We start from the raw sequence: 19658 nt of genomic DNA on the forward strand, positions 1-19658 counted from the left end.
GGGGGTGTGATTATTTCGGCATTTTTCTGCTGATGGCGGCGGAGAATATCTTCCCGCCGATTCCCTCGGAAATCATAATGGGATATGGCGGCGTCCTGGTCGCCCGGGGCCGCTTCGATTTCGCGACGCTCCTGCTGATCGGTACGCTGGGAACGGTAGCGGGCAACTACGTCTGGTACTGGATGGGCTCGCGCTGGAGCGAGGCGCGCCTGAAGCGCTTCGTCGACAAACGTGGGCGCTGGCTGACGATGGAATGGCAGGACTTCACAAGCGCCGCTCAGGTGTTCCGCAAGCATGGCGACTGGGTGGTCTTCGTACTGCGGTTCTCGCCATTCCTGCGGACGATCATCTCGCTCCCTGCGGGCCTCGCGAAAATGAAGCTCTGGCGGTTTCTGCTATTTACCTTCCTCGGTTCGCTTGTTTGGAATGCCCTGCTGATCTGGGGCGGTCAAAAGCTTGCCGGAGCGATTCAAGAATACGAAGCGATCGCCGGTTACATCGTAGGCGGGCTTATCGCGGTCGCGGTCGGCTGGTATCTCTTCCGCGTGGCGACGTGGAAACCGCGCAGCGAGCGGCCCTAGCCACGTTCGCGCGGATGCGCGCTTCGATAAGTATCGAGCAGGCTTGCCGCATCCACCTTCGTATAAATTTGCGTGGAGCCCAGACTGGCGTGACCGAGCAGTTCCTGAAGGCTCCGCAAATCCGCGCCTGCGCCCAGCAGATGGGTCGCAAAACTGTGACGTAAGGCATGCGGGGTGGCACTGTCCGGCAAACCCATCGCCTTACGTGCATGCGCGACGGCTTTCTGGACCATGCCTTGATTGAGCGGCCCGCCTTTCGCCCCTCGGAACAACGGTCCTTCTGGCGTTAGCGGCCAGGGGCAGGCTTTCACATAGCGTTCGACCGCATCGGCTACGATCGGCAAAATAGGCACGATACGCTGCTTGCCGCCTTTCCCGGTGACGAGGAGTGATTCTCTAAGCGGCAGGTCAGACCCTTTCAACGAAAGAGCCTCCGCAATGCGAAGGCCGCTGCCATATAGTAGCAGCAGGACGGCCTGATCGCGCGCACCGATCCAGGCTTCGCCCGCACTATCCCGTACCATATCGGCGAGGCCCAGCACATCGTCCGGCGTTACGGGGCGGGGGAGCCCTTTTTTGAGACGCGGCCCGCGCATGCGTGGTGTTTCGCCATGTTCGAACCCCGCTTCGGATCGGGCGAAGGCGACGAAACTCTTCAGCGCCGACAGTTCGCGGGCTGCCGACGCATTGGAAAGGCCGTCGTCACGCCTTTTGGCAAGGTGCGCACGGAGCTTGTCCGTCGGTAAGCGCGCGACGCCGTCCCAGTTCCGAATGCTTTGCGAATCGAGCAGGCGCTGGGCCGCGCGGACATAAGCGCGCACGGTATGCGGAGAACGACGACGACCTTCAACAAGATGGCAGTGCCACGCCTCGAGCATTTCGGGCCTCGTCACGACGACACGAGTTCGCCCGCTACGAGTTCGCCCAGCAACGCATCGAGCAGCGGCATCCCCGCATCTGTGAGCGCAAGGCGGTTGCCTTCCTCTCGCACAAGCCCGAGCGATCGATAGAGCGCGATTTTTTCAGGATCGACGAGAGAGGTAGCTGGAATAGCGAAGCGCCGGGATAGGGCTTGCAGATCGACGCCTTCGTTCAGGCGCAAGCCGACCAGTAACGCTTCCGAAGCCTGCTCCCGCAGGGATAGCGCTCGAGCTTCCTGAACACCGTGCCTTTGGCGTTCGATTGCAGAAAGAAAATTCTCGGGCTTCCGATGCCGCATCGTCGCGACACCGCCACGCCGGCCATGGGCACCGGGCCCGATCCCGCAATAGTCGGCATAGCGCCAATAGGTCAGGTTATGCCGGCTTTCCTTGCCGGGTCGCGCATGATTGCTGACCTCATACGCGGGAAGTCCTGCGCTGCTCGTAATCTGTCGTGTAAGAGCGAAAAGGTCCGCCGCCGGATCGTCGTCCAGCGGATCGAAGATGCCGCGGCGCACGTCGCTGGCGAAGCGGGTCGAAGGCTCGATGGTGAGCTGGTAAAGCGATAGGTGACCGGTGCCGATGGCGAGCGCTTCGGTCAGTTCGGCGTCCCAGTCCTCCGCGGTCTGTCCCGGGCGCGCATAGATCAAATCGAACGAAACCCGGCTGAAATTTTTCTGCGCCGTTGCAATCGCACGGCGTGCTTCGTCCGCCCCGTGAAGGCGGCCGAGGAAGCTTAGCGCCTCGTCGTCGAAGGATTGTACGCCGAGCGAGACGCGGTTTACGCCCGCGTTCGCCAAAGCGGCGAAGTTCGACGCTTCGACGGAGGAAGGGTTGGCTTCGAGTGTGATTTCGATGTCGTTGGAGAAGCTCCACAGGCTCTCCGCCTCGGCAATCAGCGCGCCGACGAGGGCGGGCGGCATGAGCGACGGTGTGCCCCCACCGAAGAAGATGCTGTCGAGCGGCACTTCCGCCGCGCCTTCTTCGGCTTCATGGCGCATGTCTGCCAGCAGCGCGGCCTTCCACGCATCGATGTCTGCGCCGTCGCGCACATGCGAGTTGAAATCGCAATAGGGGCATTTGGAAAGGCAGAAGGGCCAGTGAATGTAAAGTGCGCGCGCCATAACTTCGCCGCGCCTTACCACACGGTCCTTCGGGCGTCAGCCGAATTGCTCAGCCACGAGTTTTGCGAAGGCATCGGCGCGGTGACTGATGGCATGCTTTTCGGCAGGATCGATCTCGGCGAAGGTCTGCTCGCGCCCCTTCGGCACGAACACCGGATCGTATCCGAAGCCGAGTTCGCCGCGCGGTGGCCAAGTGAGGCTGCCGGGTGCCGTGCCTTCATAAACGGCGTGTTCCCCGTCGGGCCAAGCGATCGCCAATGTGCAGTGGAAGGCGCAGGAACGGTCGGCATCGCGTCCGATTTGCTGGAGCATTCCTTCGACCTTGCCCATCGCCATGTACCAGTCGCGCCCCGGCTCGCCTTCGAACCATTGCCGCTCGGCCCAGTCGGCCGTGTAGACGCCAGGGCGTCCGCCAAGCGCGTCCACCGCAAGTCCGCTGTCGTCGGCAAGAGCCGCCATGCCGGACCCCTCGGCGGCGGCGCGCGCTTTGATCAGCGCATTCTCGATGAAGGTGGTGCCTGTCTCGGCTGGCTCGGACAGACCGAGCGATCCGGCGGACAGGCATTTGACGCCATAAGGTTCGAGCAGCGATGAAATCTCTTTCAATTTCCCCGCATTGTGCGTGGCGATGACCAGCGAACCCGAACCCAGACGGCGTGTCATTTCCGGACCGCTTCGTCCTGTGCCTTGAAGATCTGCGCGCAGCCGATCTGGGCGAGGCGCAGGAGGCGCAGGAAGCCCTCCTCGTCATAGGGTGCACCCTCGGCAGTGGCCTGCGCCTCGGCGATCTTGCCGCCATCGATCAGCACGAAATTCGCGTCGGCATCGGCGCTGCTGTCTTCGGGGTAGTCGAGGTCGAGCACGGGAGTGCCCTTGTAAATCCCGCACGAGATCGCCGCGACCTTGGCAGTCACCGGGTTCTCGACGATGGCACCGGACTTCATCAGCCCGTTGACAGCAAGCTGAAGAGCCACCCACGCACCGGAGATCGACGCCGTGCGCGTGCCGCCATCGGCCTGGATGACGTCGCAATCGAGCGTGATCTGGTGCTCGCCGAGCTTCTTCATATCTACTACAGCGCGCAAGGACCGGCCGATAAGGCGCTGGATTTCCTGCGTTCTGCCACTCTGCCGGCCCTTCGCCGCCTCGCGCTGGCCACGAGTATGCGTCGCGCGGGGAAGCATCGAGTATTCGCCGGTAACCCAGCCCTGGCCCTTGCCGCGCATCCACGGCGGCACGCGGTCTTCGACGCTGGCGGTGCACAGCACCCTCGTATCGCCGAAGCTGATGAGGCACGATCCTTCTGCATGCTTGGTGTAGCCGGTCTCGATCGAGATGGCGCGCATTTCGTCTGGCGCGCGTCCTGAGGGTCGCATCCTGTATCCTTATTCAGTGAAGTCGCCCGCTAGTAGACGGGCCGGGCTTGAGGGCGCAAGCGGTTGCGCTAAGTAAGGGATATGAATTCGCCGCCCCTCAACGATCTGACCGACCGCGCGCGGAATATCTTCCGGCTGGTGGTCGAGGGCTATCTCGAAACCGGTTCGCCGGTGGGATCGAAGGCGCTGAGCGGGGAGAAGCGGCTCGGCCTGTCGCCTGCCTCGATCCGCTCGGTTCTGGCCGATCTCGAACAGCGCGGGCTTCTTGCCGCTCCGCACACGAGTGCCGGGCGGATGCCGACCGATAGCGGGCTGCGCTTGTTCGTCGATGCAATGATGCAGGTCGCCGAGCCGTCGCGCGAGGAGCGTGAGGCGATCGAGCAGCGTCTGTCCTCGCCGGGGCCGATCGAGCGGGCGCTGGAGGAAACGAGCGCTATGCTGTCGGACCTCTCCGGCGCGGCGGGTATGGTGATGGTGCCGCGCCGCGAGCCGCTCCTGGAGCAGGTTTCGCTGACGGCGCTCGGCAATAATCGCGTACTTGCCATTCTCGTCGCGCAGGACGGGCAGATCGAGAACCGCGTCCTGGACCTGCCACCGGACGCGTTCGGTTTTTCCCTCGAACAGGCGAGCAATTATCTCACCGCGCGAGCCGCTGGTAGGACAATGGCGGACGCATCGCGCCTGATTTCCGAAGAGATCGCCACGGATCGCAGCGCGTTGGACGAAGCGAGCCGCAATCTCGTCGCTCGTGGCCTCGCGGTATGGTCGCGGGACGCGGCAGAGCGGCCGGTGCTGATCGTGCGCGGGCAGGCCAATCTCCTCGACGAAGCGGCGCTGTCTGACATCGACCGGGTGCGTTCGCTGTTGGATGACTTGGAAAGCAAACAATCGGTCGCGAGCCTGCTGGAGAACGCCCGTGAGGCGGAGGCGCTTCGCATTTTCATCGGCAGCGAGAACCGGTTGTTTTCGCTTTCCGGCAGCTCCGTCATTGCCGCCCCCTATCGAGACCGGGAGGGGAACGTGGTCGGGGTGCTGGGCGTGATCGGGCCGACTCGGTTGAATTACGCCCGGGTTGTCCCCATGGTGGACTTCACCGCCCGCTCGCTGGGCAAACTCATCAGCTGACAGGTAAAAATGATCGACGAACCGATGGACGAGCGCGATACGAGCGCTCTCGACGAAGAAGCGGCACGCGAGATGGACGGCGTGCCCGAACATCTGCGCGACGATGGCGAAGATGATGTGGACGAAAGCGCAGAAGAAGCGCTCGACGACGCGCTGGCCAGCCTCCGCGGCGATCTCGAAGCGGCCAAGCAGGAAACGCTGTATGCCAAAGCCGAGACGCAGAACGTGCGGCGCCGGATGGAGAAGGACGTACAGGACGCGCGCAACTATGCCGCGACTGGCTTTGCACGCGATATCCTGAGCGTGGCCGACAATCTCGGGCGGGCATTGGACTCGATTCCGCAGGACCTGCGCGGCGACGAGAAGCTGAAGGGTTTCATCGCCGGCATCGAAGCGACCCAGCGCGAACTCGACAAAGTATTCAACCAGAATGGCATCACGCGCATTGCGGCCAAGGGCATGCCGCTCGACCCGAACCAGCACCAGGCGATGCTGGAAGTGCCGACCGACGAGGCGGAACCAGGCACCGTCGTGCAGGAAATGCAGGCGGGTTATATGATCAAGGACCGCTTGCTGCGCCCGGCCATGGTCGGCGTGGCGAAGAAGCCGGAATGATAGCGAAGTCTGCGCTGCGGCTCGGTGCGGCTCTCGCACTTTGTGTGGGCGGACCGCTCGCGGCGCAGGATAGCGCGGACGAGCGACTGTCGGCTTTAGCCGATGAATATTATTATTACCGGCTAGAGCAATTCGGACAGAGTGAAACGGCGAGCGGCGATACCGAACAGGGCGACCGGCTGTGGTCGGTTACGCCGGAAGCGCAGCGAGCGCGGGCCGCGCAGTATTCCGCTTATCTTGAACGACTGGAGGCTTTGCCCAAAAGCGAGTTTACGGAAGATGCACGGATCGATGCCGCCGTTTTTCGCACCTTGCTCGAACAGGAAATTGGCGATGCGCGTTTTTCCGAATGGGAGATGCCGTTCGATAGCGATTCCAACTTCTGGTCCTATCTTGCGGCCCCAAGCGGCTTTTCGACGGTCGAAGAATACGAAAATTATATCGGCCGCATGCGCGATATTCCGCGTTATTTTGAAGAGCAAATCGCCAATTCCCGCGCAGGGCTTAAACGCGGTTTCAGCGTGCCGCGTGTGACGCTTGAAGGCCGCGACGCATCGATCAACTCGTATCTTGTAGAAGACGGTCGGGGGAGCAATTTTTTTCGCGCTTTCGTTGAAATGCCGCGCAGCATTCCGCAAGCCGAGCAGGAACGCCTTCAAGCCGAGGCGCGCGCGGTTATCGAAGGAGATGTTATCCCGGCCTATCGCAACTTGCTGAATTTCTTTCGCGACGAGTATCTTCCCGCCACGAGAACGTCGCTTGCAGCAAGCGATTTGCCCGACGGAGAGGCGTATTATGCGCAGCAGATCCGGCAATACACCACCCTCGATCTCACTGCCGAGGAAATCCACCAGATCGGTCTCGAGGAGGTCGCGCGGATCACCGCCGAGATGGAAGAGGTCAAGCAGCAGGCCGGTTTCGAAGGCACGCTCGCGGAATTCGTAACCTTCCTTCGCACCGATCCGCAGTTCGTAGCCAGGACCGGTGACGAATTAATGGGCGTTTCCGCCTATGTCGCCAAGCGGGTGGACGGCCAACTGGCCGACTATTTCGGCTTCCTGCCGCGCCATCGCTATACCATCCGCCCGGTCGCCCCGTCGATCGCACCGTTCTACACTGCGGGGCGGGGCGGGCTCGATGCCTGCCAGATGAACACCTACGATCTGCCCTCGCGGCCGCTCTACAATATTCCCGCCTTGACCCTGCACGAATGCGCGCCGGGTCACAGCTTCCAGATGGCGGTCGGGCTGGAGCAGGACGAAGCGCCGCGTTTTCGCCGGCAGACCTATTTTTCCGGCTTCGGGGAAGGGTGGGGCCTTTACACCGAATATCTCGGCGAGGAGATGGGCATCTATCGTACGCCGTATGAACGGTTCGGGCGCTTATCCTACGAAATGTGGCGCGCGGCGCGGCTCGTGATCGATACGGGCATTCACCATTACGGGTGGAGCCGCGAACAGGCGATTGATTACCTCGCATCGCATACCGCCTTGTCGGAGCGCGAAGTCGGCACCGAAGTCGATCGCTATATCAGCTGGCCCGGCCAGGCGCTGGCCTACAAGCTCGGCGAGATGACCATCCGGCGGCTGCGCAGCGAGGCGGAAAACGCGCTCGGTCCGCAATTCGACATTCGCAAGTTTCATGACGTCATCCTGTCGCTCGGCTCGGTTCCGTTGCCGGCTCTCGAAGATCGGATCGCGGCATTCATCGCGGATGGCGGCGAAGGATTGCCGGGGGTCCCCTACGACTGAGGAACCGCAAGCGCGTCTCGATTGTATTCATGGTTCTACAGGGACAATGATGGAGCATCCCACCATGAACAAGAAACTCATTCTCGCCCCGGCCCTTGCGCTTTCGACCATGAGCCTCGGCGCGTGCGCCGAAAACTATGCCGCGGAAGGCGCGGGCCTCGGTGCCGCTGCCGGCGCTGGCCTAGCCGCGATCACCGGTGAAGATATCACGACCTATGCCTTGGCAGGCGCAGCCGTCGGCGGTGTCGTCGGCTATTTCAAGGACAAGAACGATGAGTGCGACGGCTATTATGACAATGGCCGCTATGTCGATGACGATTGCCGCTACGACGATCGTTACGCGCGCTATTTCTGATAGCTGCGACACCTAAAACAAACGATGGGCCGCCCGGTGGGAGCGGCCCTTTTCGTTTTTGCTATCGCTATTTCGCGCCGGGAAAAGCGACCAGCAAATCGTAGGCTGCGACGTCGGCAGCACCTGCAATCCGGACTCCATTGCGCAGCCAAAAAGCATGTTTGACGATTTCTGCCTGCTGCTCGATGCCATAGCGCTGGAGGTTCCAACCCGGCTTCAGGCTGTAATCGTACCGAGCCCAAGGCATCCGGTGGGTCACCAGATACCATTCCCCGAGAGTCTGCGTCTGCCAGACGTGGGTCATCTCATGGATTAGCAGGCCCTGCCGGATGACGCTCTCGCGTGAGAAATCGTCGCAGTAGTTCTCGCTCGCGGGATGAAAGTGCAGGTGCCCGCGTGGAGCCATCGTGACGCGGCGCGGCTGAAACGGAAACCACTTCCGTCGTTTGATCGTGACCCGCGCATAATCTAGCGCCGTTCCGAAGACGGTCTGCGCAAGCGTGATTTCTCCGGATGTCAGAGGCCGCTCGTCACCCGCGGCACAGCGGGGGGCGACAATCTCGTCATGGCTTTCGACCTTCAGATTATTGCCGCGTTCGCTCAGCGCGCATCACCCGGAGATTGGATCGGAACAGCAAAGCTTGCCTTGTCGCCTCCCGCGACGGTCAGGGTCATTTCCGTTTCGCCGCCTGCCTGAAGCTCGGGCGAAAGATCGAATACCATTACGTGAAATCCACCGGGCTCGAACGTAAAAGTGTCGTTCGCCATTACGGTTTGTGGCCCGACCGGCGACATCGCGATCTCGCCATCGTACATTTCCATCGAGCCGTGCATTTCCGTACGCCCCGCGCCTTCGACATCGGCCCGGCGCACTGCGTAGTTACGGTCGGAATCGTTGACGAGATCGAAATACACGACCCCCGGATTCCCGGCGACGGCGGGCAGGATCAGACGCGGATTCTCGATCGACAAGCCCTCGACCCCCTCGGGCGCCTGCTGCTCCACCGGTTCTTCCGAATTCCCTCCGCACGAGGCGAGAACGGTCCCACTTCCCAATAGAAAAGCAGCTGCGAATAGCCGTGAATTCATAATCTAACCCCTCCTGTTTACGTTGCGGATCGCTAGCGCAGAGCGTCCCTTGTGCCAAGAAAAAGCGCCCCTATATCGCGCCGCGTAACACACCACTCTCAACCGAGCCGCCGAGGGGTCTTGCCAATGCGGGGGACCGAAAGTGCGGCGTCCAATCAATGCAAGCAGATGGGGAAACCATGAGCAAAGTTATCGGCATCGACCTCGGAACCACCAATAGCTGTGTGGCCGTCATGGACGGGGGCAAGCCCAAGGTCGTCGAAAATTCCGAAGGCGCGCGTACGACGCCCTCGATCGTTGCCTTCACCAAGGACAACGAGCGCCTGATCGGCCAGCCGGCGAAGCGCCAGGCGGTCACCAATCCCGACAATACTCTTTTCGCAATCAAGCGCCTGATCGGCCGCCGGTTCGACGATCCGATGACCAAGAAGGACATGGACCTCGTCCCCTATGACATCGTCAAGGGCAAGAACGGCGATGCGTGGGTCGAAGCCGGAGGCGAAGACTATTCGCCGAGCCAGGTTTCCGCCTTCATCCTGCAGAAGATGAAGGAAACCGCCGAAAGCTATCTTGGCGAAACCGTTTCGCAGGCCGTCATCACCGTTCCCGCCTACTTCAACGACGCACAGCGTCAGGCGACCAAGGATGCCGGCCAGATCGCCGGTCTCGAAGTCCTGCGTATCATCAACGAGCCGACTGCTGCCGCGCTCGCCTACGGAATGGACAAGGAAGACGGCAAAACCATTGCCGTCTATGACCTTGGCGGTGGTACGTTCGACGTCTCGATCCTCGAAATCGGCGACGGCGTGTTCGAAGTGAAATCCACCAATGGCGACACCTTCCTCGGCGGCGAAGATTTCGACCAGGCGATCGTCGAATATCTGGCGGAGCAGTTCAAGAAGAAGGAGAACATGGATCTCCGCTCCGACAAGCTCGCTCTTCAGCGTCTGAAGGAAGCGGCTGAAAAGGCCAAGATCGAGCTAAGCTCTGCGCAGACGACCGAAGTCAACCTGCCCTTCATCACCGCGCGCATGGAAGGCGGAAGCTCCACCCCGCTGCACCTCGTCGAAACGATCAGCCGGTCGGACCTCGAAAAGATGGTCGGCGATCTGATTCAGCGCACGCTCGATCCGTGCAAGAAGGCGCTGTCCGATGCCGGTGTGACCAAGGACCAGATCGACGAAGTGATCATGGTCGGCGGTATGACCCGCATGCCCAAGGTGCGTGAAGTCGTTGAGAACTTCTTCGGTTCGAAGCCGCATACTGGCGTCAATCCCGATGAAGTCGTTGCGATGGGTGCCGCCATCCAGGCGGGCGTGCTGCAGGGCGACGTCAAGGACGTGCTGCTGCTCGACGTGACGCCGCTTTCGCTCGGCATCGAGACGCTGGGCGGCGTGTTCACGCGCATGATCGATCGCAATACCACGATCCCGACCAAGAAGACGCAGACCTATTCGACTGCCGAAGACAATCAGCAGGCGGTGACGATCCGCGTCCTTCAGGGCGAACGCGAAATGGCGGCGGACAACAAGCTGCTCGGCAATTTCGACCTTGTCGGCATTCCCCCGGCACCGCGCGGCGTTCCGCAGATCGAGGTGACGTTCGACATCGATGCGAACGGCATCGTGAACGTTAGTGCCAAGGACAAGGGCACGGGCAAGGAACAGCAGATCAAGATCCAGGCCTCGGGCGGTCTCAGCGATAGCGACATCGAACAGATGGTGCAGGATGCCGAGAAGTTCGCCGAAGAGGACAAGAAGCGCCGCGAAGGGGCCGAAGCCCGCAACCAGGCGGACAGCCTCGTCCATGCCACGGAAAAGCAACTTGAAGAGCATGGCGACAAGCTCGACGCATCCTTGAAGAGCGAAGTGGAGGAGAAGGTTGCGGCGCTCAAGACCGCGCTCGAAGGCGACGATAACGAAGCCATCAATGCGAAGGCCCAGGAGTTGTCGCAGTCGGCCATGAAGATGGGCCAGTCGATCTACGAAGCCGAGCAGGCCAACGCTTCCGCCGACGCGCCGACCGACGGTGCGGCTGCGGGCAGCGAAGGCGGCGCGGAAGAAGACGTGGTTGACGCCGAGTTCTCCGAAGTCGACGAAGACGCGAAGAACTGATCGTCTCGATGAAGACAGAAGCCGCCACCGGTGCCCAGCGCTCCGGTGGCGGTAACCTTTTCACCGGACGGGGCCGATATGTCAGCTACTGAAATAGATTTTTACGAACTGCTCGGGGTTAGCCGCGATGCCAACGGTTCGACCATCAAGAGTGCCTATCGCAAACTCGCGATGAAGCATCACCCGGACCGCAATCCGGGCGACGCAGAGAGCGAGGCGAAGTTCAAGGCGATCAGCGTTGCCTACGATTGCCTCAAAGACCCACAGAAGCGTGCGGCATACGACCGCTACGGCCATGCCGCCTTCCAGCAGGGCGGGGGCGGCGCCGGGCCGCAGGACTTCGGCGATATCGGCGATATTTTCGAAACGATCTTCGGCAGCGGTTTCGGCGGCGGGCGCCAGCAGGCGCGCCGCGGAGCCGACCTGCGCTACGATTTGCAGATCGATCTGGAGGAGGCTTTCCACGGCAAGTCCGAGGAAATCGAGATCGAGGTCAGCAAGACTTGCAACACTTGCCAGGGATCGGGTGCGACGCCAGGCACTCAGGTTCGTACCTGCAACCTTTGCGGCGGACACGGCAAAGTCCGTGCGAAACAGGGCTTCTTCGTCGTCGAACGGCCTTGCCCGAATTGCCATGGCCGGGGCGAGGTCATCACCTCGCCTTGCAGGGACTGCCGGGGCGAAGGGCGCGTAGACGTTCCGCAGACGATCGATTTCGACATTCCGCCGGGCGTCGATACCGGCACGCGTATCCGCCTGAACGGAAAGGGCGAGGCCGGACCGCACGGCGCCCCTCCGGGCGATCTGTATGTGTTTGTGCACGTTAAACCCCACACAATCTTTCAGCGAGAAGGCACGGTGCTGGCGACACGCGTGCCGATCAGCTTCACGAAGGCAGCCCTTGGCGGATCGATCGAGATACCGGGCCTCGACGGCGAAAGCCTGAGTCTGGAAATTCCCGCGGGTATTCAGTCCGGCAAGCAATTGCGCCAGCGCGGAGCCGGCATGCCTGTTCTGCAAGGACGCGGGCGGGGCGACATGGTCATCGAGATCGCGGTCGAGACACCGACCAAGCTCACCCGCGAACAGCGCGCTTTGCTGGAAGAATTCCGCGAACTGGAAACGGGGGACGAATGCCCCGAAAGCCGCGGTTTCTTCGACAAGATCAAGACGGCGTTCGGCGCCTAGATCAACACAGCCTCTCGAGCACTTCGTTGCGTATGTCGTCCAGCAGGGCGGCATCGCAACGCTCGGCTGCTGCTTCTTCGTCCAGGATGGCAAGAAACGCGCGGCGCTTGAAGTCTCGCGCGGTCGCATGACCGAGCGGTTCGGTGGCGGTCGACAGAACCAGATCGATCATCCGCTCCGCGCCGTGAAGCCGGCCCCATAGATAATCGTTTTCGCGATAGGCCCGGCTGAAGAATGCGCCGAAATTGTAGAACTCCGTACCGCGCAGGGTCGCTGCGGTGCCGCCTTCGCGGATCGATTTCGCATCGTCCGGGCTGATGCGATCGACCTTGATCGGGTCGAATTCGGTCAAACCTTCGTTCCGGAGCAGGGGCAGGGTCGCCGCATCGTAGAACGGGAAACCGAGATAGGCGAACAGCATCCGGCGCTTGAGGTTGCCAGGCATCGTCTCGAACGCTTCGGCCAGCATTTCTTCGGCGGTATCGTCGACCGAAGGCAGCAGGCGGCGTTCCCGCAAAAGGTCGAGAACGCGGCCTGGATCCTCCAGCACATCCTTCGCGGCTTCAGCGAAACCTTCACCGAACTGCGTCGGGTCTTCGCGATCGAAATACAGAGCGAGGATGGCGTAGATCGCTTCCCGCCCCTTCTCGAGGGCCTCGTCGGGGATTTCCGGGTCGGCCTCCCAATCGCGCGCCAATCGACGAGCCAGCAGGCGCAAACGGCGGATACGAAACGCGATATCATGCTCGCGGAAAAAGGCGATCGCTTCCGGCGTTGCACCCCCTGAAGAAGCGGCTAGGTGATCGAGACCCCGCCGTTCGAGTTCGGCGCGTAAAACGCTCTCGACCGCCGTCAGATCGAGATCGGGGACGGCCCGCAATGTCGCTTGCGCGAGGCGATTGACGATGCCGGAAAATTTGGCAAGCGCATAGGAATGGAAGGCATAGCCGGCCTGCTCGGCGGCGGCCTGCTGCGCCTTCTGCCGCCACGCGTTCAGTCGGCGCGGCGTCGGGCGGTCGAGAAAGAAAGTATAGCCGAATAGCCGCTCGACGGTTTTTTCAACCTCGGGTCGGAGCGTTTTCAGGATGCGCGCGAGCCGTTCGGCTTCCCGGCTCTGCTCTTCGATCTGTTCGAGGTTGTCACGGATGGGCTGTTCGCGCGGCAAGGTCGAAAGCGAACCGAAGATGGCGGAGAAGAAACCGACCTCGCGCTGCTGTTCTGCGCGCCTTGCCGTAAAACGGTCGGGCCTCGGATCGACATAGACGAACCGCCTGTCGACCTCGCGCTGGGCGGGGCGACCGCGAAGCGCCGACATCGCTCCGCCGAACGGCTTGTTGACGAGAACAGAGCCGTCGATCAGCGATACGTTCTCGACATTCCCGCGCGTCACGTGGGAGGGAAGGACGCGCTCGAGGAAGTCGGTTCGGCCCGGCCATTCCAGTTCCCGGTCGTCGGCCAGCGCATCAATCTCACTTACCTTCAATGGCGGAAAGGCGCCCGGAAAGCTCGCTGTCGCCCGCGCCGCGAATACCAGTTCGAGCCGATCAGCGAGGTCGCTGCCCCCCGAATTCGGCGTACGTTCGCGCAACACGATCGGCGTGCGATGCTCCGTGTCCTCGACGACTTTCGGACTATGTAGGCGGAGCAGTTCGAGATGGCCGTAAAAGTCAGTCGCCGTGACGAACAGGTCGAGCGGATGGTTCGGTGGCAAGAGTGGACTTTCGGCCGTCGTGGCCGCCATCGCGGCGAAGGCCTGTTCGAGCAGTTTGGAAAAACCGAGCCCGGAAAAGGGCGGCTCGAACCAGCGCCCTCGAATGAGGTGCGAGACCTTGCGCCGCACTTCCTCGCGCGTTTCAGGAGCGACCGTTTCGGCGATCGCATTGCCGGGGCGGGTCAGTACCCATTCGGCGAATGGCTGCGCCCACAGCTTGGCGAACCGCCAGCGCAGTTTCGCCTCGGGCGCCACCAGCTTTTCGGTATCCGCATTTTCGAGCCATAAATCGGTCAGCGGTTCTAAACTTTGCCCCGAATAGATTGCCTGCGCCAGGAACACGGCGTTAATTCCACCCGCGCTCGCACCGCTCATGATGTCGGGTAGGACTCGCAATCGCAGGCTTTGTTCGTCCTCGATAAGTCCGAGGAGGTCGCAATAGACCTGATGAACGCCGCCGCGCCCTTCCACGCCCGAATGATGATCGCGACTGGCACGGGCAAGCTGCCACAATTCGCGCGTGACGCCGTGCATGTAGACGGCAAGACTGACGCCGCCGTAACAGATCAGGGCTATCCGCAATTCTTTTTGCCGCATCGATCCCTCCATGCCGATGCAGAGAACCCTTGGCAATTGCGTTCCTAAAATGTTCTCGCTATCGGACGAGCATGGCGAAACCCAAGAAACGCTATGTCTGCCAAGCTTGCGGCAGTGTGTCACACCGTTGGCAGGGACAATGTGGCGACTGCGCGGAATGGAACACGCTGACGGAAGACGTGCCGGCGACAGTCTTCTCGCAAAAGCACGATCTTTCCAGCGGGGGGCGGGCGGTCGAGTTTGTCGATCTCGACAAACCGGGCGAAATGCCGGTGCGGCAGAAGACGGGCCTCGCCGAGTTCGACCGGGCGCTGGGTGGCGGGCTCGTGCCGGGCAGCGCGATTCTGATGGGCGGCGATCCGGGGATCGGCAAATCGACGTTGTTGCTTCAGGCGGCGGCAAAGGTCGCTCGCGAAGGGCGGGGCGTGGTCTATGTCAGCGGCGAGGAAGCGGCGGGGCAGGTTCGTATGCGCGCCGCGCGGCTCGGCCTTTCGGATGCGCCGGTAAAGCTCGCTGCCGCGACTGGCGTGCGTGACATCCTGACGACGCTTCACACCATGCCGCAACCGAGCTTGCTGGTGATCGATTCCATCCAGACCATGCATTCCGACACGATCGAAGGCGCACCGGGTACGGTCAGCCAGGTGCGGGGCTGTGCCTTCGAACTGATCCGCTATGCAAAGGAAAACGGCGTTGCGCTGGTGCTGGTCGGGCATGTGACGAAGGACGGCACTATCGCCGGGCCCCGCGTGCTCGAACACATGGTGGATGTCGTGATGAGCTTCGAGGGCGAGCGAAGCCATCAATACCGCATTCTGCGCGCCCTGAAGAACCGTTTTGGCGCGGTCGACGAGATCGGCGTATTCGCAATGGCGGGCGAGGGGCTGGAAGAGGTGGAGAACCCTTCGATGCTGTTCCTGTCCGGCAGGGAGCAACCGCTCGCCGGCAGCGCGGTATTTCCGGCTGTGGAAGGGACGCGGCCGGTCCTGGTGGAAATACAGGCCCTTATCGTGCGGCTGCAATCCGGTGCGACGCCGCGCAGGGCCGTCGTGGGATGGGACAACGGCCGACTCGCCATGTTGCTGGCGGTGTTGGAATCGCGTTGCGGCCTCAACTTCTCCTCCGCCGAAGTCTATTTGAATGTTGCCGGTGGCTATCGCCTGGCCGACCCTGCCGCGGATCTCGCCGTAGCGGCGGCTTTGGTTAGTGCGCTGGCCGACAAGCCCTTGCCCGATCGCAGTGTCTGGCTGGGCGAGATTTCGCTCGCTGGTGAGATCCGGCCGGTTGCTCATGCGGGCCTGCGACTTCGCGAGGCTGCGAAACTCGGCTTCGATCGTGGTTATGGCCCTGCGGAGACAGGCGGAAATGCGCCGGGCATCACCTACGCCGGCCTTTCGCAATTGGCGAACCTCGTTGACCGCGTGATTTCTTAACCATAGGGCTCTATGGGACGCGCTATGACGGGTTTCGATCTTATTGTTTTATTGATCGTCGGCGTTTCGGCGGTGGGCGGTTTCCTGCGGGGTTTCATGCAGGAAATTCTTTCGCTCGCTGCGTGGGTCCTTGCTGCGTGTGCGATCCGCTTCCTGCACACAGACCTTACGCTCGCCATTCGGCCCTATATCGGACAGGGCGTATCGACGTCCGTTCTCGCGTTCGCCCTGCTCCTGCTCATTCCCTATGCAGCGATGAAGGTCATCGCGACGAACGTCGGCCGGGTATCTCGCGATAGCGTCCTCGGGCCGATCGACCGTGTCCTTGGGTTCGGGTTCGGCGGTGTGAAAGGTGTTTTAATTGTCGTCATCGCCTTCTCCCTTCTCGTTCTCGGCTACGATACGGTGTGGGATTATCGCGGGCGGCCGACATGGATGACTACTGCCCGAACATATGAGCTGGTAGACAGTTCATCCCGGGCCCTTGTCGAAGTTCTGGCCGAGCGAAAAGCAAGGCTGCTCGGCGAGACGGCTTCGTGACTCAAGCCAATCGGCGGGCATTGTATTCGCAGGAAATGCTTCGGCTCTCGACCGAACTTGCGGACCATCCTTTCAACGAGAGTGCCAAATTGAAAGGAGAGGCGCGTTCGCGGGCGTGCGGAAGTATATTGCGCCTATCGGCCGACGAAGGCGCCGAGAGGTCCCTGATAGATATCGGACTGCGCGCATCGACCTGCGCTGTGGGCCAGGCTTCCGCCGCTCTTTTCCTCCATTCTGCCAAGGGGCGTACTGTTAGCGATTACGAGCAAGCTCTTTCGCAAATAGAGGCCTGGCTCTCCGGCTCGGACGCGAAGCCCGAATGGCCGGGCTTGGATGCTATCGAGGCGGCGCGCGCATACCCTGCCCGTCATGGTGCAATCGTTCTGCCGTGGAAGGCCGCGATCGACGCTCTTTCTCCTCGCAATCAGGGGAGCTAAGGGAGGCGGAGGGAGCAGGGAAGCCAGACGATGATTGCCGATAACGCCGTGGGCCAGCGCCAGCCGTCAGACAAGGAAATCCGCCTCGTCATTGCCGCCAGCAGTGCAGGCACGATTTTCGAATGGTACGATTTCTTCATCTACGGAACACTCGCGGGCCTTATCGGAGCAGCCTTCTTCCCGAGCGGTAACGAGACGCTGCAGATCCTTCTGGTCTGGGCGGGGTTCGCCGTGGGTTTCGGCTTTCGGCCGTTGGGTGCGATCCTGTTCGGCTTTCTCGGCGATCGGCTTGGACGGAAATACACGTTCCTCGTCACGGTGACCCTGATGGGTATAGCGACCGCAGGGGTCGGCTTGGTGCCAAACGCGGCGACGATCGGTCTGGCCGCGCCCGTCATCGTCATCCTGTTCCGCATCCTGCAGGGCCTCGCGTTGGGCGGTGAATATGGCGGCGCGGCAATCTACGTGGCAGAACACGCCCCGCCGGAAAAGCGGGGGTTCTATACCAGCTTCATCCAAGCCAGCGTGGTGGGCGGGTTCGTGCTTTCCATCATCGTGGTTATCGCCTGCCGTGCGCTTATCCCGGCGGACGAGTTTGCGGCATGGGGCTGGCGCGTCCCATTCCTGCTTTCGCTGATCCTTCTCGGCATCTCGCTATGGATGCGCCTGAAGCTTTCCGAAAGCCCGGTGTTCCAGGCGATGAAGGCTGCGGGTGAGACATCGTCCAATCCATTCAAGGAAAGCCTGACCTATCCGGGAAACCCCAAGCGCATATTCGTGGCGCTGTTCGGTATCACCGGTGTGTTGACGACGATCTGGTACACCGCATTCTTCTCCGGTCTCAGCTTCCTGCGGGGTCCGATGCGAGTGGACGAGACCTTGGTCGAATGGATCCTGATGGTCGCAGGTTCGATCTCGATGGGCTTCTATCTGCTCGTTGGCCGATGGAGCGACAGGGTCGGTCGCCGCAAACCAATCCTTATTGGTGCGCTTGCCAGCCTCGTCCTGCTGTTCCCGGTCTTTTGGGGCATGGGTGCACTTGCCAATCCGAGTCTGGCAAACGCCGCCCAAGCTGAACCCGTGGTCGTATCCGGTCAAACTTGCTCCACCGATCCATTCGCGGAACTGTTCGGCCGCGAACAATCGGACTGTGGCAAAATCTTGGAGTCCCTTACGGCGAGCGGGGTGGCTTACGATGTGCAGGAAGGCACCGACCTGACCGTCGCCGTCGACGAGCGGACCGTGGCCCTCCAATCTAACTGGTTCGCGGACGGCGCGGCGCGGCGCGATGGTTTGCAAAGAGCGCTCGAAGCCGCCGGGTTCGATTTCTCGACGCAGGTTCCTCCCGTCATTAATATCGTCGGCATCGTTGTATTGCTGCTGGTGCTCGGCGGATTGTCCGCGCTCACCTACGGTTCGGTCGCAGCGCTGCTGTCCGAAATGTTTCCGCCCCGCATCCGCTATAGCTCCATGTCGATCCCCTACCATATCGGTGCGGGGTATCTCGGCGGGTTTCTGCCGCTGATTTCCGGCATCATCGTCGCGCGATCGGGCGATGTTTACGCGGGACTATGGTATACATGGGGCGTGGTCGCTTTCGGCCTGGTCGTGGCATGGTGGGGCCTACCGTCGGGCCCGCCGCGGGATTTCGAAGAGGCGTGATCGAGCCCCCTTCTCCGACGTTGCAATTGCGGATCGATGAAGACGCACTTGCCGAAAACTGGTGCGCGCTGAACGAGGTGAGCGGCAGCGCACGTGCCGGCGCTGCGGTAAAAGCGGATTGCTACGGATTGGGTGCGGACCGGTGCGTTCCGGTCCTGCGCGATGCGGGTTGCCGCGATTTCTTCGTCGCGCATTGGAGCGAGGTTGCTGGCGTCGTCGCACACGTCCCGGCCGCGCAGGTTGCCGTGCTGCATGGTCCGATCAGCGCCGCCGAATGCGAATATGCGCAAGCGACGGGCGCGGTACCTGTCATCAACTCCGTGATCCAAGCCGAACTCTGGGCCGCGAACGGGGGCGGGGCGTGCCACCTGATGGTCGATACCGGGATCAACCGGCTCGGTATTCGGCCGGAAGAGGCCGATCACCCTGCGATCCGAATGCTCGACGTAAGCGTCCTGATGAGCCACCTCGCGGATGCGGATGTCGATGGAGCGATGAACGCGCAGCAACTCGCCGCCTTCGAAAACGTACGCGCGCACATACCGCATCGCGAAACCAGCTTGTCGAATAGCGCCGGCATCGGTCTTGGCGACGACTACCGCTTCGATCTGACCCGGCCGGGTCTCGCCCTCTATGGCGGGGTTCCGCGTAGGGAACTAGCCAGCAAGATCCGACAGGTTGCTTACCCCCGCGCCGCTATTCTTCAGACGCGGTGGATCGAGGCCGGGGAAGCCGTCGGTTACAATGCGACTTTTCGTGCTACCGAACGAATGCGCATCGGTGTCGTCTCCCTCGGCTATGCGGACGGTATCCTGCGCGCATGGGGCGGGGCGGCGCTCGCGCATGAAGGGCGGTGTCTGCCCATTCTTGGCAAGGTCTCGATGGACATGATCGTGCTCGATCTCGCCGACGCGGCGGATATTGGAGAGGGTGACTGGGTCAACCTCCCGTATCGCCTTCCCGATGCTGCGCAACAAACCGGTCTGTCGCAATACGAATTGCTGACGCTATTGGGCAATCGCTTCGCACGGACATAGCGC

At 61.8% G+C, this 19658-nt stretch carries 19 protein-coding genes; 12 read left to right on the top strand and 7 right to left on the bottom strand.

Going from position 1 to position 19658, the window contains the following annotated elements:
• Positions 1-20 precede the first annotated feature (20 nt).
• Positions 21-581 carry a DedA family protein gene (locus E3U23_RS02905; protein ID WP_279350235.1) on the top strand — a complete coding sequence of 187 codons (561 nt, stop codon included), beginning with the start codon at positions 21-23 and terminating at the stop codon, positions 579-581.
• Here the strand turns inward: E3U23_RS02905 and E3U23_RS02910 are convergent.
• From E3U23_RS02910 to rph, 4 genes are read right to left on the bottom strand one after another with little or no spacing between them, the layout of a single operon-like run.
• Entirely contained in the window at positions 578-1474 is an 897-nt protein-coding gene (locus E3U23_RS02910) for a tyrosine recombinase XerC (protein WP_279349698.1), read from the bottom strand. The genes E3U23_RS02905 and E3U23_RS02910 overlap by 4 nt on opposite strands.
• Positions 1471-2625: a radical SAM family heme chaperone HemW gene (gene hemW / locus E3U23_RS02915; protein WP_279349699.1), complete on the bottom strand. Its 1155-nt coding sequence runs from the start codon at positions 2623-2625 to the stop codon at positions 1471-1473. Before hemW ends, E3U23_RS02910 begins: the two co-directional genes overlap by 4 nt.
• Before the next feature lie 36 nt (positions 2626-2661).
• Entirely contained in the window at positions 2662-3288 is a 627-nt protein-coding gene (gene rdgB, locus E3U23_RS02920; protein WP_279349700.1) for an RdgB/HAM1 family non-canonical purine NTP pyrophosphatase, read from the bottom strand.
• Positions 3285-4001, bottom strand: coding sequence for a ribonuclease PH (rph, locus tag E3U23_RS02925; protein ID WP_279349701.1), 717 nt, complete (start codon positions 3999-4001; stop codon positions 3285-3287). The genes rdgB and rph overlap by 4 nt, the downstream gene beginning before the upstream one ends.
• Positions 4002-4082: 81 nt before the next feature.
• Here rph and hrcA point away from each other — a divergent pair, with 81 nt between their 5' ends.
• From hrcA to E3U23_RS02945, 4 genes are all read left to right on the top strand, one after another.
• Complete coding sequence (hrcA, locus tag E3U23_RS02930; RefSeq protein ID WP_279349702.1) at positions 4083-5126, top strand: heat-inducible transcriptional repressor HrcA; 1044 nt, start codon at positions 4083-4085, stop codon at positions 5124-5126.
• Between the two features lie 9 nt (positions 5127-5135).
• Complete coding sequence (gene grpE / locus E3U23_RS02935) at positions 5136-5741, top strand: nucleotide exchange factor GrpE (protein ID WP_279349703.1); 606 nt, start codon at positions 5136-5138, stop codon at positions 5739-5741.
• Complete coding sequence (locus tag E3U23_RS02940; protein ID WP_279349704.1) at positions 5738-7492, top strand: DUF885 domain-containing protein; 1755 nt, start codon at positions 5738-5740, stop codon at positions 7490-7492. Before grpE ends, E3U23_RS02940 begins: the two co-directional genes overlap by 4 nt.
• Before the next feature lie 64 nt (positions 7493-7556).
• Positions 7557-7847 (top strand): glycine zipper domain-containing protein, encoded by a 291-nt coding sequence (locus E3U23_RS02945; protein ID WP_279349705.1) that lies wholly within the window; start codon positions 7557-7559, stop codon positions 7845-7847.
• A gap of 67 nt (positions 7848-7914) precedes the next feature.
• Here the strand turns inward: E3U23_RS02945 and E3U23_RS02950 are convergent, their stop codons facing one another.
• On the bottom strand, positions 7915-8406 hold the full coding sequence (locus E3U23_RS02950; protein ID WP_279350236.1) for a vgr related protein: 492 nt from the start codon (positions 8404-8406) through the stop codon (positions 7915-7917).
• 41 nt (positions 8407-8447) lie between these two features.
• A complete protein-coding gene (locus E3U23_RS02955) occupies positions 8448-8936 on the bottom strand; it encodes a copper chaperone PCu(A)C (protein WP_279349707.1) in 489 nt (162 codons plus the stop codon).
• A 179-nt stretch (positions 8937-9115) separates the two neighbouring features.
• Between E3U23_RS02955 and dnaK the strand changes: the two genes are divergently transcribed.
• Entirely contained in the window at positions 9116-11050 is a 1935-nt protein-coding gene (dnaK, locus tag E3U23_RS02960) for a molecular chaperone DnaK (protein WP_279349708.1), read from the top strand.
• Between the two features lie 78 nt (positions 11051-11128).
• On the top strand, positions 11129-12238 hold the full coding sequence (dnaJ, locus tag E3U23_RS02965) for a molecular chaperone DnaJ (protein ID WP_279349709.1): 1110 nt from the start codon (positions 11129-11131) through the stop codon (positions 12236-12238).
• Position 12239: 1 nt separating this feature from the next.
• Here the strand turns inward: dnaJ and E3U23_RS02970 are convergent, their stop codons facing one another.
• A complete protein-coding gene (locus E3U23_RS02970) occupies positions 12240-14546 on the bottom strand; it encodes a patatin-like protein (protein ID WP_279349710.1) in 2307 nt (768 codons plus the stop codon).
• A 71-nt stretch (positions 14547-14617) separates the two neighbouring features.
• Here E3U23_RS02970 and radA point away from each other — a divergent pair, with 71 nt between their 5' ends.
• Genes radA through alr form a run of 5 tightly spaced genes read left to right on the top strand, consistent with a single transcriptional unit; the run spans position 14618 to position 19655 of the window.
• Entirely contained in the window at positions 14618-15979 is a 1362-nt protein-coding gene (radA, locus tag E3U23_RS02975) for a DNA repair protein RadA (RefSeq protein WP_279349711.1), read from the top strand.
• A gap of 24 nt (positions 15980-16003) precedes the next feature.
• A complete protein-coding gene (locus tag E3U23_RS02980) occupies positions 16004-16519 on the top strand; it encodes a CvpA family protein (RefSeq protein ID WP_279349712.1) in 516 nt (171 codons plus the stop codon).
• Positions 16516-16956 (top strand): iron-sulfur cluster assembly scaffold protein, encoded by a 441-nt coding sequence (locus E3U23_RS02985; RefSeq protein WP_279349713.1) that lies wholly within the window; start codon positions 16516-16518, stop codon positions 16954-16956. The genes E3U23_RS02980 and E3U23_RS02985 overlap by 4 nt, the downstream gene beginning before the upstream one ends.
• 30 nt (positions 16957-16986) lie before the next feature.
• On the top strand, positions 16987-18618 hold the full coding sequence (locus E3U23_RS02990; protein WP_279349714.1) for an MFS transporter: 1632 nt from the start codon (positions 16987-16989) through the stop codon (positions 18616-18618).
• Positions 18615-19655 carry an alanine racemase gene (alr, locus tag E3U23_RS02995; protein WP_431732655.1) on the top strand — a complete coding sequence of 347 codons (1041 nt, stop codon included), beginning with the start codon at positions 18615-18617 and terminating at the stop codon, positions 19653-19655. Before E3U23_RS02990 ends, alr begins: the two co-directional genes overlap by 4 nt.
• Positions 19656-19658: the final 3 nt, after the last annotated feature.

This window comes from Erythrobacter litoralis (genome assembly GCF_029760855.1).
Lineage (GTDB): Bacteria > Pseudomonadota > Alphaproteobacteria > Sphingomonadales > Sphingomonadaceae > Qipengyuania > Qipengyuania litoralis_A.